Source organism: Paenibacillus sp. UNC499MF (assembly GCF_900107975.1).
Classification (GTDB): Bacteria; Bacillota; Bacilli; order Paenibacillales; family NBRC-103111; genus Paenibacillus_F.
Map to the genome: position 1 here is coordinate 840083 of NZ_FNVF01000001.1, position 14222 is coordinate 854304.

A 14222-nucleotide genomic window follows, 5' to 3' on the forward strand; every position below is an offset into this window, starting at 1 on the left:
GGCGGGTTTCCCCCCGGTCTGGAGAGGCACGTTACTCGGCCGGGGTTGCGGATCCTTCCGTGATCCAGACGGTTTTGTCCTGCACGGGGTTACGCTTGCCGGCTTGCGGCGCAATTTGCGGGTAGCCGACATAGACGAGGGCGACCATCTCGTCTTTCTCCTGCAAGCCGAAAGCCGCTTTCATCCGGGGATGATACATCGGATCCCCGGACCGCCAGATGGAGGCAAGCCCCAGCCCGTGCGCGGCAAGCAGCATATTCTGCACCGCGGAGTGGGCGGCGGCGAATTCCTCCATCCGGTTCACGGCCGGATCTTCGGAGGGAGAAACCGCGACGCCGATGATGACCGGAGCGCGGTAGGCTTTGCTCCCCTGCTTGGCCCGCAGCTCTTCAAGCGCTTCGCCGGAAGCGTCCGAGCCCTCTGCCGCGATATCCGCGTAGGCTTCGGCGAGGACGCTGCGCCCGTCTCCCGTCATGACGAAGAAGCGCCAAGGCTCCGTACACCGGTGGCTCGGTGCCCAGTTGGCCGCTTCCAGCAGCTCCTCGATGATTTCGCGGGGAACCGGGTCGGCTTTCATTCTTCCGACGGATCTCCGCCCGCTGATGGCTTCGGTCAGCTTCATATCTGTAGGCATGACTGCACCTTCCTTTTCCATTGATAAAAGTTCTCAATGATTCAAGCATAGGCGGGGCCGGCAAAGATGTCAACCGCACGTTTCAGAAAGAAGCCGGGGCTGCTTTCCCGCATAGTTTTTTCCGGGCCAGGAAAACTAGAAAGAAAGCTTTTTTACAAGCGAAGGGAGAGTAAAGCGATGAGTGACAAGCATCCTAAAGGCCGCGTGGAATTCAGACAGCCCCCGGTCAAACTGACGGCCGATCTTCCCGGCGATCCCGAAATGCGCGAGCATCTGGACGAAATGAGAGAAAACGACGGGTACCCCGGGTCCTGCGGAATCCTGAACACTCCTAAAGAATCGGGGGAATAACCCGCTTCCGCTCCGCCCGGCGAGCTCCGCCACTGATAACCTTGACTGCCTGCGGTCACGGTTTTTCTTTTTATACGCGCATGGGTAAGCATATAAAGCCGCAAGGCGGCTCCGGGGTTCAAGAGTTCCGATCCGTCGGTTGGGAATATAGCAGCCTCTTGCTGCTGTACAGCAACGGATTCGTCCAAGGTTACATCTTCTTGACGTGCAGGGGCAGCTTGGTCGTGTATAATATGGAGAAAAGTTCGGAGCGAAATCGGAGGAACGGCATGGACTACAAAATACTTGTTGCAGATGATGAACAGACGATAACGAACGCAATCGCATATGGCCTCAAACGGGAAGGATTTATCGTGGAAACGGCCGCGGACGGGGAGGAAGCGCTGCGTAAAACAGAGTCGTTCCGGCCTCATGTGCTGGTCATGGACGTCATGATGCCCCGGCTGACGGGTTTTGAAGTGTGCAGAAAGCTGGAAAACCGCAAAAACCTGGGCATTTTGCTTCTTACCGTTAAAAACGACATTGTGGATAAAATACTCGGGCTCGAATTGGGCGCGGATGATTATATGACGAAGCCGTTCGATTTGCGGGAGCTGATAGCCCGCGTAAGGGCGCTGTGCAGACGGCTGGATAAAAGCGAAAAGGGCGAAGAGCTCTCCGTTTTGAAGATCGGCGAGCTGAGTCTACATCCCGAGCAGAGGCTTGTGAGCCTGAAAGGGGAGGCGCTTAATCTCACTCCCAAGGAATTCGATCTGCTTGCACTGCTGCTCTCGAATTTAAAAAGAGCGTTTTCGCGCGAAGAATTGCTGGATCTCGTGTGGGGAATGGACTACGCCGGCGGAACGCGCACGGTCGATATTCACATCCAGAGACTGAGAACGAAGCTTGGCGAGCCGTACCAGAACGTGCTCCAGACCGTCTACGGAGTCGGATACAAAGCGGTCGGGGAAGTGCCATGCGGATAAGCTTGAAATGGAAGTTTGCGCTGTTTATCGCCGCGCTTCTTCTGTTCGCCGTCGGTGTGCTCAGCGTGCTCGTTTTGACCGGCGTACACAGGTATCAGAAAGAAGAAATGGAGAAGACACTGAACCGGCAGGCCGAAATAGCGAATAACCGGATCGGGCAGCAGTACGTGACGGGGACACGCTTCGATCCTCAAACCTTCATGCAGCTGCAGGGGCAAAATCTGGTCGTCGAAATCGGAGCGGCGAGCGGCATGAGGTTCCTGCTCTACGATATGACGGGCGCCGCAGCGGGAGATTCGCTTCCCATGGCTGAATCCCCCGACGTAAGCGGCGTGCTTTCCCATGCCCTGAACAACAAGATCGTCTACAAGGTCCTGGGGGATACGGAGGATTATTTGGCACCGGTGCGGGGCCCCGACGGACAAATCGGCGTTCTTCATTTTCAGGTGTCGCTGGCGGCCCAGAACGCGTTTTACCGGAATCTGCAAAATTCCTTCCTTGTGGCGGGCAGCGCCGTCCTGCTGCTCAGTTTCGTCCTCGGTCTCTTGTACATGAACCGCCAGGCGAAGGCGATCCGGCGGCTGAAAGAAGCGGCCGACGACATCCGGATCGGTGAATTTATCGCCGCTCCGCCCTTCCGGCGCAAAGACGAGCTGGGCTCTCTCAGCGCCGGCATTTACGAGATGAGCCGGGCTTTACAGGCCAGTCTGCGGACACAGCAGCAGTTTATCAACAACATCAGTCACGAACTCAAAACACCGCTGACCTCCATCCGTGCTTACACGGATTTGCTTCATATGTATGAGGATGATCCCGGGCTGGTCCGGGAGGCGCGGGACGTTATCGATAAAGAAGCGGTGCGGCTTTATGAGCTCGTCGAGAAAGTGCTGAAGCTGGCCGCGCTGGAAAAGTATGAATTCGAACAGCAGCCGGAGAATGTCAGGATCGACCTCCTTCTGGAGGATCTTGCCTCCCGGATGAAAGGAAAGGCGGAGAAGTTCGGCGTGACCATCTCCCATGAACTCTTTCCGGCGGAAGTGTGGGCGGACCGGGAAAGCCTGATTCAGATTTTTCTTAATCTGCTGGACAATGCCATTAAATATAACGTCGAGAACGGCACCGTTCTGATCCGCAGCCGGACCACGGAGGAAGGCGCACTTGAGATCGAGTTCACCGATACGGGCCTCGGGATTCCGGAAGACCGCAGAGAACGCATTTTCGAACCTTTTTATACGGTGAACAAGGACCGGGCCCGGAAGTCGGGAGGCAGCGGCCTCGGGCTGTCGCTCGTCAAGCAGCTTGTAAACAAGCAGCAGGGGCAAATCCGGGTTGAACATCCCGTAAAAGGCGGGACGTCGTTTATCGTGACTCTTCCGTTAGGGCCAAGGTGAAAAGTTTTGCCGAAACATTTACAAGTTCGAAACAAGTTGAAATCTTGCGGAAAACTTTGAGGGGTATAGTCTAAACAGAGCTTGAAAGGAGGACATCATTCTGAAGCTCGGTACAATCGGTAGGCGGCTGACCGTATGGGCGGGTATGATGTTCCTGCTCGCAGCCGCCCCGGGATGCGAAAGGTCGCCTTCCCCGTCGGTGACCGTAGTGGATCCGCCTGCCGCGGAAAACAGCGGGGATACCGTGCTGGCAGGAATCCGGCACCTCGATAAGTTTTATGCGATGGGCTGGAGCCCGCTGGGCGAACTAATCGGCATCCCGGGCGCTTCCCCGGTCGGCGCCCCTTTGGAGTTCCGGAATCTTACCGGAGACAAAATCCGCGATACAGGGATAAAGGGAGCGACAGGGGTTCAGATGTCCCCGGACGGCAAGAATGCCTGGGTGTATCACCGCTATGAGGGAACAGCGGATTTATATCAACTTGAAACCGGCCGTGTTATCCGGATCGGACCTCAAACCCGGGAATTCCTTGGAGCATGGATAGATGACAAGTCGTATCTGGCTGGGCTTACGGAGCCGAATAACCGGCTCGTCCGATTCGGCACAGACGGCGAAATGACGCCCGTGGAGCATGAAGACGTGCCGTCCGGCATCGTTAGAGCCTCCATTAAAGACGGCAGGCTGTATGTGCTGAGCGGCGACCGGGAGCTGACCGTGACGGAAACGGGCGGCGGATCTTCCCGGATCTGGAGCCGGAGCGGAGTTGCCGACTTCGCCGTGTCTCCCGGCGGGCAGCGGATCGCCCTCGTCACCGTTACCGGTCCCGATCAAAACGCGCTCGTTTTGGCCGACGCCGCACGGGGCGGCAGTGAGAAGCCGGCGGCGAGGGGGCGCCTCCTGCAGCAGCTGTCGTGGTCACCGGACGGAAGCCGGCTCGCCTTCTCCGTCTTCAGCCCGGATCAGGGAATGACGGGACTCTACGTGATGAATGCGGCCTCGGGCCGGATGGTTCCCGTCTCCTATAAGCCCAATTTAAAAAGCATCATTGAATGGAGCCCTTCGGGAACCTCCTTTACGGTCAGTGAATTTCTGTCCGGTGAGATTACGGACCGGTTATTCACGACCCTCTATCAATTAAAATAAGATTCAGACACAGAGAGAGTGAACGGAAATTGAAAGCGAACCTAGTCAAACAAGCGGCGGTATGCACCCTGCTGACCGCATCCCTGCTTGCCGGATGCGGAGCACCGGACGGGAATGTTCAAGTAAAAGAGCCGTCCGGATCGGGCTCCGCCCAGCCGGCTTCCCCGGGCACGGGAGCGGCCGCAGGCGGCAATGTCCTCGCCAAGCTTCAGCTGAAAATCTCCCAAGCCAAAGAAGCGCGGGAAGTCACGGCTTTCCTTGACGAGAACATGCCCAAAGCCGATAAAGCGACGGCAGATAAACTGTTTATCGAGCTTCAGAAATTTTACGACACGCATCTGCCCGGGTTGAACGCCAGTTTTTCCGAAATGATGGGCCAGCCGGGCACGGCGGATAAAATGCGCGAAATCGGCTATCCCGCGGATTTCGACAAGATCGTGAACGACGACACATTGAAGCAGTGGCTGAAAAACCAGACGGCAGCCAAACTCCAGCTGTCCGATAGAGAGGGCAGCTATTACTGGAAAGTCGACTATGAAGCGTTAAGTAAAGCATATGCGCCATACGTGTCGGACGAATTGAAGGCGTATCTGGCCATCCAGTCGCTGGAAAACAAGACGCCTTTCCGTTCCGACGCCAGCCTGAAAATAGCGCGCGACGGGCTTGGAGAGCGTATCTTGGCCGCGGAGAAGTTTTTGAACGCCTATCCCAAGGGGCCGAAAGCGGAAGAAATGCTGGCTCTCTACAGCGAATATTTGCACGAATATATTCATGGCTACCGTTACGAGGCCATCGACGAGCCGAGCATGAAGCTCATCCCGCTCGTGAAGCAGAGCTACGAGAAACTGGTCAAGACCAACCCGGATTCGAAAACGGCCGGCATCGTGAAAGAGTATTTGACGGTCATCGACGCGAACAAGGACGTTATTTACACCCCCGGCAAAAAAGGGGAAAGCATCATCGGCGATCCGAAACCCGGCATCGGCGCTTTCTGGAAAGGGCTTGACGCCCGTATCGCCGCCGCATTTCCGGATGTGTTATCCGCAAATTGAACGACAAAGGATGGGATGAAGGATGAAACGGATAAAAAAATGGACAACCGTACTGACAGCCGGAGGCGTTCTTCTTCTTTCGCTGAATTCGACCACGCAGGCTTACTGGCTTTTTAAAGATATCGATCAGGTGGCCTGGGCTCACGAAAGCATCGTCAATGCGTACCAGATGAATGTCATCGACGGTATCGCCGATCACGAATTTGCCCCGCAGAGCCAGGTTACGTGGGCGCAGTTCATTAAAATGGTTGTGTTGACAGACAACCCCGCCTTTAAGGCAAACGGTGCTTCAAACGGCGGCTGGTGGCAGCCGTACTTTGAGGAAGCCATGCAGGGCAAGGGCTTTATTGACGGCAGTGTAAAAAAGGAACAAATGAACAAGCCGATCTCCAGGCTGGAGCTCGCCCGAATCGTCAGCCGTGTGATCGATCCGTCCCTGCGTTCCAAGCCCGTGGACGACAAAGCGGCGGCCGACATCAGCCGGAAGAACGGTATTCTTCAAGGCAGAACCGATACCGATCTGGCGCTGGGGCAAAATTTGACCCGTGCCGAGGCAGCCGTCATTATCGACCGTCTCTTCGAAAAGAACGGCAGGTACGGCAAACGCCACGATACGCTTCAGGTGAAAGCGGAGAACGGCAATTTTAGCCTGAACGGATTGGCGGCGGGTCAAACGGTGGAGGAAGTCCACGCGCTGCTCGGCAAACCGTTCGCGGGCGGCAAAGACGAAGCGGACGGCAACCCGCAGGAGTTTTATAAAAATTTCGTCGTCACTTATTATGAGGGAAAAGCGAGCATGATTACGTTTAAGGGCGCGGACCAAGATCTCCTGCAAGCCAAAAAAGACTTGGGCGGAGCGGCCGTTTTCCGGAATGCGGACACGACATTTTATTATTTCCCGGCGTCCGCCGAGCTGCTGACGGCAGCGGACAGCACCGTCTATGTCCGTAAGGACGGCAAGAACTTCCCTTCCTACGTTAAGGGGGGCGAGCTGGAAGCCGTTAACGAAGCGGCCAAGGCTTACGAAAAGCAGCTCAAATAGCAAATCAAATAAGCAAATCAAATAAGAAAACCGCGCTAACCTCAAAGCCGCAGTCATGCGGCTTTTCTTTTTTATCTACACCCGATTTCTCAAAAATGCTTGGGCCATTTCTCCGTTTTTAGAGCCGGACCACAGGCTTCCTCAAATTCGCAACTCCCTGCAGCGGAAGTTATAATCTTCTTGGGAGTGCCTGATCCTTTTTACAAGCTGAGGAATTTCCATCCCATCTACATCTTTTCTACATATTGTGCAGGTAAAGTAAAATAGGGTCCGTACGGGCCCTAATCCGGCAACGCCAACTAAAGGGGGAATCTGCCCTGAAGACGATTCTGGTAGTGGATGACGAAGAGAAAATCAGGGAAGTCATCGTATCTTATCTGCAAAAAGAAGGCTTCCGTACCGCCGAAGCGGGCAGCGGCCAGGAAGCGCTGAACATTGTCCGGCAGGGAGGCGCCGACCTGCTCGTCCTGGATTTGATGCTGCCCGATATGGACGGGGAACAGGTATGCCGGGAAATCCGGCGGACCGACGCCCTGCCGGTTCTGATGCTTACGGCCAAAGCGTCTAAAACGAATCAAATTTACGGTCTGTCGCTGGGAGCCGACGACTACTTGACGAAGCCGTTTGATCCGCGCGAACTTGTGGCACGCGTCAGGGCAGTTATGCGCCGTTCGGACGACAGCCAGCTGCTGGCGGACCGCGTTTCTTTTCAGAACGGGCATCTGGAGATCGACTCACTGCGGCAGGCCGTATTCTGCGAAGGAGAGCCGGTAAGCCTGACGCCTATCGAATACAAACTGCTGATCGCGCTTGCCCGTTATCCCAAAAGGAGCTTTTCACGGGACGAGCTGGTCGATAAAATTATGGGCTACGCCTACGATGGAGACGTGCGGACTATCGACCAGCATGTAAAGAACATTCGTCAGAAAATCGAGAAGGATCCGAAAAATCCCGTCTACATCCAGACGGTATACGGAGCGGGATACCGTTTCTCCGGTGAGCTTAAGTGAAGAAGAAGCTGCATGTCCGGCTTGCCGTCATGATCGTCGCGATGGCTACGGGAATTCTGCTCATCTCGACGGCGACCATTCTGATCAGCACGCATTATCACATCACGATGTACATGAACCAGGCCGACGGAGCGATGCACGACATGCCCCGGCTCAATACGCACCTGGAACAAGCGATTATGCAATCGGTGCTCTGGACGTTCCTGGGTTCGATTGTGCTGGCCGCCTGCATGGGCTTCTTCGTGGCGAAGCGGGTATCGGCTCCCCTCGTGGAGATGAAGGCTGTCGCCGAGAAAATGACCGGAGGCCAGCTCGACAGCCGGACCGCCGTGAACGGAGACGACGAGCTGGCGGAGCTCGGGCGTTCGATCAACGAGCTGGCGGAGCAGCTGCAGAGGCTGGAGAGGATCCGCATCACGATGACGGAGGATATCGCCCACGAGCTCCGCACGCCTCTGGCGACTTTGAAAAGCCACATGAGGGCGCTGGAGGACGGTATCTGGGAGCCGACGCCGGAGCGCATCCATTCGTGTTACGAGGAGATCGTCCGTCTGGCCGATCTCATTAACGAGCTGGAAGAGCTCAATGAGCTGGACTCGCCCGTATTCCGCCTCAACCGGACGAAGGTGCCGCTGGAAACCGTGATGGTGAAGGTCAAGGGGTTTATGTCCGCCGCCTTTCTGGAAAAAGAGATCGCCTTTACCGTCGATGCTCCCCGGAGCGTGTATCTCGATGCCGATCCCGACCGGCTAACGCAAATTCTGGTCAATTTGCTGAGCAACGCTTTGACCTATACGCCTCCGGGCGGAGAAGTAGCGCTCAAAGGCAGGCGTGCGGGAGACAAGGTGCTCATCACCGTCAAAGATACCGGGCCGGGTATACGGGAGAGCGATCTGCCGTATATTTTCGAGCGCTTTTACCGGGGCGACAAGTCGCGCAACCGCAGGTCCGGAGGCAGCGGGCTCGGACTTGCCATCGTCAGCAAGCTGGTGGAGGCGCACGGAGGCCGGGTTTCGGCGGCCAACGAACGGGGAGCGGTATTCCTGATCTCCCTTACCGCGGCCCAGCCGCCGGCAGTTGTGACGAAGGGTTTGCCGGAGCCGGGAACGGCTGCCGAATAAACGTTTTGAATATTTTCGGCTGCGTATGCCCTTCCTACACAGGTTCTTCATAACTGATGGGTAAACTGATCATCAGAACCATTCAGAATTGTGAAGGAGGCATACGCAAAATGAAAAAACGGATAGGCGCAGGGATGATTATTTTGACCGCATCGCTTGCTCTTACGGGCTGCTTCGGCAATCCTTCCAATAACACAGCCGGTGCGGGAGCGACGGCTCAGCCCGCAACCGCGGGTAGCGGGGGGAACGATTCGAAGACGCCCTGGATCGCGTCCAAAAACACGACGCGCATCAATTCGAGCGATCCTTTCGAAGCGGCGGTGCTCACCTCGCGTACGTTGTGGATGGCCACAAGCGACGACAATCGCCCCGGCGGCGTCGTGCTCGTTAACCCCGAGGAATGGCAGGCCGCTCTCGCGAGCGCCGATCTGATTCATCATCCGAACAACGGACCGGTGCTTTTCGTCAACAAGGACGGCATTCCGGATGTGACCGTCCGCGAGCTGAAACGCCTGAAGCCGGCCGGTGTCGCGTCCAATCAAGGCGTTCAGGCCATTCTCGTCGGAAATCTGGACCCTAAAGTGGAAAAACAGGCCAAAGAACTGGGCCTGAAAACGGACAAGATCCCGGCGGACAACCCCGCGGCGGCGGCGAAAGCGATCGATGCCTACTATGCGAAGGTTGCGAAGGAGACCCCGCCTTCCGTTATCGTGGGCTCCAGCGAGAGCAAGGAATACACGATGCCGGCCGTTAACTGGATCTCCCATATGCCCGAACCTCTGCTCTACGTGAGCAAGGACCAGGTTCCGCAGGAAACGATCGACGCCTTGAAAACGCGGGGCGGCAAAGCCAACATCTACCTGCTCGGCCCCGACTCCGTCATTTCCGCGGCCGTCGAGAAGCAGCTTGGCGAATACGGCAAAGTCGTCCGGATAGCGGGGAAGGATCCCGTCGAGAACAGCATCGCGTTTGCCAAGTACAAGGACCCGGCCACGGGATTCGGCTGGGGAATCACGACGCCGGGCCACAACTTCTCGCTGATCAGCAAGGAGAACCCCGATCTGGCGCTGGCTGCCGCCCCGTTCTCGCATCTGGGCAAGCACGCGCCCCTTATCTGGACGGAGAAGGACAAGCTGCCGGACTCCGTCATGACTTACTTGATGTCCGTGCAGCCGAAGTATGACAAGTCTCCCGTCGAAGGCCCGTTCAACCACGCGTGGCTGACGGGAGACGAGCGCTCGGTTTCGGCCGCGGGCCAGGGCGAGATCGATTCGATGCTCGAAATCGTCTCCAAAACAGGCGGCGGACACGGAAGTCACGGCGGCATGTCCGGTATGCCGGCAGCCGGTGACCAGCCTCCCGCGGCCGGCGGCGGTACCGGAGATAGCTCCGGCACAAGCGCAGGCACAGCCGGCACGGGCTCCGGTACGGGAAAAACCGACATGCCGGGCATGTCTCATTCCGGCCATTAACGGAACCCGGGACCATAGACGCGTAAACGACAAAGAGAACGCCTGCGGGGCGTTCTCTTTGTTTTGGCGGAGAAGCTGTGGGGCGCGCTTCTGCCGGTCCGGGTAAGCGACGCGCCTTGCGTATGCCGCCCGGCAGGTCCGGGACGAACGCTGCGGCTTGTACTATCAAGTCCGAATAGGCAGCAGCCGCAGAGCATGAATGCGCGTAAAAGCGAGGACCGACGTCATCCCGGCTGCCCCTTTATCCGGGGCCTGTTTTTCGTTGGGGCTCCCGCCTTATTCCACAACCCCCGTGCGGAGCAGTTCCATGTTCAGATGCACATCGACGGACATGGAGGACATTTTGTCATGCCAGTCACTCTTGGTCAGCGTGCTTCCGCGAAGCGACTGGCGGTAGATCTCTCCGAAACCGACGGGATCTGTTTTTAACTCGATCATTTTGGCGAGCACGCTTTCCGTTTTCTTCGTAAATTCCTCGGTTACAAGCTTCTCGATCGTGCGGATCACTTCGGGCTCGGTTAAATTGATCCCCGCCGAAATTTCCTCCAAAATAAATTTCAGCTTCATATTCAAATCGTAAGCGGGCTTGCCGCGGTCCGTGATGCGGATTTTTTTCTTCGAATGGACAATCCGGACGACCGTATGAATATGTTCCCGCCGGTCTTCGTTATTTTCGCTTAAATAAGGCTCCAGCTTCTTCTTGTCCAGCTTCAGCTCGAAGGTACCGGCTTTGAACCGGTTGCGGATCAGCTTCAGATAAGCGGCGTCGCTGTTGGACAGCATTCCGACAACTTTATCGGATTGGAATAATGCCGTCTGCTCGGAGGCGATCGTCTCGCCCTTCCGGATAAAAACGGGGAGGATGGGATCTTTGCCCGCAGAATAATAATCCCGCAGAAATTCGTGGAGCGTCGGCGAAATAATTTGTCCTTCCAGCACGTTTTGCTTGATCGTATCGTACAGGTATGTCCCGATATTGCTGATACTCTTGTACGGGTACTGGAGCAGATCGGCTGTTTTTTCGGTGCTGACACCCAGATAGATTTTCGTGCCGATGGAAGGATCGCGGATCAGAGAATCGACGAGATCGATCAGCCCGTCACGGGCGATCGCTTCCTCGTATAAGACGACGCGAAGCTGACCCAGCATCAGCTTTTTGGAGGATTTGCGGTTCTGGTCTTCCCGCAGCTTTTTGGTCGTGTAAGCCTGGTTGGACAGAATCGTTGCCCGGTGGCCGGATTCTTTATCCAGAGTATACATAACGGATGTACCGCTGAGGCGGCTGCCGGGGCCTTTGTCGTAACCAAGCGCCACCACCAGACCGATTCTCTCGAAGACTCGCCTCTCCACGCATCCCGTCAAGACCAGCACCGCCGCAAGGACCATCAAGCAGAGCCGACGCATTTTCACCGGGAGCCACCTCCGTTTCCGGGCTGTACGGTCTTTTTTTTGAAGAGCAGGAACATGCTCAGCAGGAGCGGATACACAAAAGCCATGTACATGCTCACTTTCCCGGCTATTTCGTTCAGCTGCTTGATTTCAAGTCTGCTGCTGAAAAACGTGCAAATCACAAATAAAATAGCGACGACGAGGTAAAGGGACCCTCTTTCCTTCAGCGGGCTCATTTTCGGAATACCGCGGGAGGCGGCCCAAACATACAGCATCACGTTCGGCAAAATTCCGATAAGATAGAGCGAAACCGTAATATATTCAACGCGCTCGATAAAAGGAAACTCCACGATTTTCAGCAGAGTCAGAGTCGGCCAAATGGTATGGATAAGCTGTCCTCCGCTAAAATAGACAAGCGCCGTCAGCATGTAAATGAGATAAGTAACCGTAGTAAACACAATAGCAAAATGCGCGTATCTAGGCGCTTTTTTTGTATCCCGTATAAAAGGAAACACAAACATCAGCAGTTCAAACCCGACCACCGAGAACGAGATCTGTTCCGTTCCTTTCAGAAATTCCTGCGGTGAATGATTCAAGACGGGAAGCAGGTATCCCCAATCCGCATACTGGAGGGGGTAATAGAACAGCAGCATCTCGAAGGTTATGATCAGAATACTTATAAATCCGATTCCGACAATCACTTTGATGCCTCCAAGCGCTCCATACAAAGTAAGGGCAAGGATCATAAGGGCCAGGAACCAGGGAGGCATGTCCGGAAAAATCCACGTCTGCACGATTTCCGCATAATTCCGGATAATCGTCAGAGCGATGAGGACCAGATAAGACACATAGAGGAAGGACATAACGCCGCCCAGCCATTTTCCGAAAGCTTCTTTCTGAATGCCGTAAAGATCTTTGCCCGGGTATTTTTTGAGAAAGGAGAACATGGCGATGACGACAAGATGGCAGAACAGTCCGGCGAGCAGGACGGTAATCCATGAATCCTGGCCGACCATTTTGTAAATTTTGCGTTGAAAGCTGGCTCCTCCCACGCCTATCTGGGCCGTCGTAATGATAAAGAAAAGCAGATAGGCGCGCAGTGAAATGCGGGAAGATTCCGGATAGCTGTTCATGTCAATCACCTAGTTTTCTTCTTGAAATTGTTCGAACAAATCTATTTTTTGTCTGTTATCCGGGGTTTCGGAGTCGTCCCCTTTCTTTTTCCGGGCTTGGAAAGAGAAGGTTTTGACAAGGCTGTCCATAAATTTGCCGTAAGGCCGTCTGATAAACAATTCGGTAAACTCGGAGCTGTCAAACGGATAAAACGGCTTCAGGTACGGCGTGCCGAGCGACGTGAGCCTCAAGAGATGGAGAAGCAGAAAAGACACGCCGATGACGATGCCGATCCCGCCCCAGAACCCGGCGATTAAGATCATCGGGAAGCGGAGAATCCGGATGGCCGTCCCCATCATAAATCCCGGGGATGTGAAGGAGGCCAGTGCGCCGAGCGCGACGATCATGATGAGCAGGTTGCTCGTGAATCCGGCCTGCACGGCGGCCTGCCCGATGACGATACCGCCCACGATGCCCATCGTCTGTCCGACTTTGGTCGGCAGTCTGGCGCCCGCTTCCCGCAGAAGCTCAATGATGAACTCAAGCAGCAGCGCCTCGAACAAGGGAGGGAACGGAACCTTGGCCCTGGAGCTTGAAAGCGGGTCGAGCAGGGCCGACGGAATCATCTCATAATGAAACGTGAGCGCCGCCACATAGAGCGGAGTCAGCAGCATGGAGAAGAAGACGGCCAGCATTCTCAGCGTGAATACGAAAGCCGACATCTGCCAATGCACGTAGCGGTCTTCTTCGGCTTTAAAAAAGTCGATGAACGTGGAAGGGCCGATTATGACCCGGGAGCTGCCTGCGGCAAGTACGACTACTTTGCCTTCGAGCAGGGCGCCGACTGTCCGGTCGGGCCTTTCCGTCAGGAAATACATCGGAAAGATGCTGTCGGGATTATCTTCGAGCAGCTTGGAGAGCATGCCGCTGTCCAGAATGCCGTCCGTCTTCAGATTGGACAGGCGTTTGCGGACGGTTTCGGTGTACGTATTGTTGTTGAGTCCTTCCATGTAGCACATGATGGTCCGGGTTTTGGTCTGATTCCCGATAACGAACGATTCGGTTTTGAGCAGCGGATCGTTCAGGATGCTGCGGATCAGAGCCATGTTCTGGTCCAGCGATTCCGCGAAGCTGACCTGCGGCCCGAAAATCTGGCTCTCGTTCTCCGCGGCCGTCAAGCTCCGTCCGGGAAAATGGTCGGCCTGGAGGACTACCCCTTTGTCGAAAGATGCCGGATGAATGTAGATCCAGCCGGCGAGCATCAGGGAGGCGATTTCAGCCCAATCCTCTAATTTTTTGCCGCTCCCTACGGGCAGATAGGAGAGAAGCTCATCCGGCCCGAGGCCCCCGCCCAGCTCCAGCAGCGGATGGAGAATATCGCGGTGCAGAACATCTTTGTTGATCAATTGATCGAGGTAGAACAGCTCATAGCATTCTCCCGGTATCCCGATGATTTTGCTTTGAACCTGGTTGGTGTCCAGAGAGCAGTAAGTTATGAAATCCTCATAGGTGCGAATGGTAAAATCAGACATGGGGCC

At 55.6% G+C, this 14222-nt stretch carries 13 protein-coding genes; 9 read left to right on the plus strand and 4 right to left on the minus strand.

From position 1 onward, the window contains the following. Positions 1-31: 31 nt before the first annotated feature. Positions 32-634 (minus strand): nitroreductase, encoded by a 603-nt coding sequence (locus tag C4S74_RS03830; RefSeq protein WP_103994011.1) that lies wholly within the window; start codon positions 632-634, stop codon positions 32-34. Positions 635-811: 177 nt separating this feature from the next. On the opposite strand from C4S74_RS03830, the gene C4S74_RS26370 reads away from it, so the two are divergent. From C4S74_RS26370 to C4S74_RS03870, 9 genes are all read left to right on the plus strand, one after another. Next, positions 812-985, plus strand: a complete 174-nt coding sequence (locus tag C4S74_RS26370) for a hypothetical protein (RefSeq protein WP_181024289.1) — start codon at positions 812-814, stop codon at positions 983-985. A 269-nt stretch (positions 986-1254) separates the two neighbouring features. Continuing rightward, positions 1255-1950 (plus strand): response regulator transcription factor, encoded by a 696-nt coding sequence (locus C4S74_RS03835; RefSeq protein ID WP_103994012.1) that lies wholly within the window; start codon positions 1255-1257, stop codon positions 1948-1950. Continuing rightward, the gene (locus C4S74_RS03840; protein WP_103994013.1) at positions 1941-3341 is read left to right on the plus strand and encodes a cell wall metabolism sensor histidine kinase WalK; all 1401 of its coding nucleotides are present in this window, start codon (positions 1941-1943) and stop codon (positions 3339-3341) included. The genes C4S74_RS03835 and C4S74_RS03840 overlap by 10 nt, the downstream gene beginning before the upstream one ends. 148 nt (positions 3342-3489) lie before the next feature. Further along, positions 3490-4485: a WD40 repeat domain-containing protein gene (locus tag C4S74_RS03845; protein WP_103994267.1), complete on the plus strand. Its 996-nt coding sequence runs from the start codon at positions 3490-3492 to the stop codon at positions 4483-4485. A gap of 29 nt (positions 4486-4514) precedes the next feature. After that, positions 4515-5537 carry a hypothetical protein gene (locus C4S74_RS03850; protein ID WP_103994014.1) on the plus strand — a complete coding sequence of 341 codons (1023 nt, stop codon included), beginning with the start codon at positions 4515-4517 and terminating at the stop codon, positions 5535-5537. Between the two features lie 22 nt (positions 5538-5559). Then, entirely contained in the window at positions 5560-6579 is a 1020-nt protein-coding gene (locus tag C4S74_RS03855; protein WP_103994015.1) for an S-layer homology domain-containing protein, read from the plus strand. Between the two features lie 317 nt (positions 6580-6896). After that, entirely contained in the window at positions 6897-7589 is a 693-nt protein-coding gene (locus tag C4S74_RS03860; RefSeq protein WP_181024315.1) for a response regulator transcription factor, read from the plus strand. Further along, positions 7586-8710 carry a cell wall metabolism sensor histidine kinase WalK gene (locus C4S74_RS03865; RefSeq protein ID WP_103994017.1) on the plus strand — a complete coding sequence of 375 codons (1125 nt, stop codon included), beginning with the start codon at positions 7586-7588 and terminating at the stop codon, positions 8708-8710. The genes C4S74_RS03860 and C4S74_RS03865 overlap by 4 nt, the downstream gene beginning before the upstream one ends. Positions 8711-8820: 110 nt before the next feature. Further along, complete coding sequence (locus tag C4S74_RS03870; RefSeq protein ID WP_103994018.1) at positions 8821-10182, plus strand: cell wall-binding repeat-containing protein; 1362 nt, start codon at positions 8821-8823, stop codon at positions 10180-10182. Between the two features lie 276 nt (positions 10183-10458). Here the strand turns inward: C4S74_RS03870 and C4S74_RS03875 are convergent, their stop codons facing one another. The 3 genes from C4S74_RS03875 to C4S74_RS03885 are packed head-to-tail and all read right to left on the minus strand — an operon-like array spanning position 10459 to position 14216. Continuing rightward, a complete protein-coding gene (locus C4S74_RS03875) occupies positions 10459-11586 on the minus strand; it encodes a Ger(x)C family spore germination protein (protein WP_258042387.1) in 1128 nt (375 codons plus the stop codon). A 2-nt stretch (positions 11587-11588) separates the two neighbouring features. Beyond that, entirely contained in the window at positions 11589-12704 is a 1116-nt protein-coding gene (locus C4S74_RS03880; RefSeq protein WP_103994268.1) for a GerAB/ArcD/ProY family transporter, read from the minus strand. A gap of 9 nt (positions 12705-12713) precedes the next feature. After that, positions 12714-14216: a spore germination protein gene (locus tag C4S74_RS03885; protein WP_103994020.1), complete on the minus strand. Its 1503-nt coding sequence runs from the start codon at positions 14214-14216 to the stop codon at positions 12714-12716. Positions 14217-14222 lie beyond the last annotated feature (6 nt).

What these genes read in the sequence shown, in the direction of transcription:
- C4S74_RS03875 (WP_258042387.1), bottom strand. Translation starts at nt 11,586, where the DNA reads ATGCGTCGGCTCTGCTTGATGGTCCTTGCGGCGGTGCTGGTCTTGACG.
- C4S74_RS03880 (WP_103994268.1), bottom strand. Translation starts at nt 12,704, where the DNA reads ATGAACAGCTATCCGGAATCTTCCCGCATTTCACTGCGCGCCTATCTG.
- C4S74_RS03855 (WP_103994015.1), top strand. Translation starts at nt 5,560, where the DNA reads ATGAAACGGATAAAAAAATGGACAACCGTACTGACAGCCGGAGGCGTT.
- C4S74_RS26370 (WP_181024289.1), top strand. Translation starts at nt 812, where the DNA reads ATGAGTGACAAGCATCCTAAAGGCCGCGTGGAATTCAGACAGCCCCCG.
- C4S74_RS03870 (WP_103994018.1), top strand. Translation starts at nt 8,821, where the DNA reads ATGAAAAAACGGATAGGCGCAGGGATGATTATTTTGACCGCATCGCTT.
- C4S74_RS03840 (WP_103994013.1), top strand. Translation starts at nt 1,941, where the DNA reads ATGCGGATAAGCTTGAAATGGAAGTTTGCGCTGTTTATCGCCGCGCTT.
- C4S74_RS03835 (WP_103994012.1), top strand. Translation starts at nt 1,255, where the DNA reads ATGGACTACAAAATACTTGTTGCAGATGATGAACAGACGATAACGAAC.
- C4S74_RS03830 (WP_103994011.1), bottom strand. Translation starts at nt 634, where the DNA reads ATGCCTACAGATATGAAGCTGACCGAAGCCATCAGCGGGCGGAGATCC.
- C4S74_RS03885 (WP_103994020.1), bottom strand. Translation starts at nt 14,216, where the DNA reads ATGTCTGATTTTACCATTCGCACCTATGAGGATTTCATAACTTACTGC.
- C4S74_RS03845 (WP_103994267.1), top strand. Translation starts at nt 3,490, where the DNA reads ATGTTCCTGCTCGCAGCCGCCCCGGGATGCGAAAGGTCGCCTTCCCCG.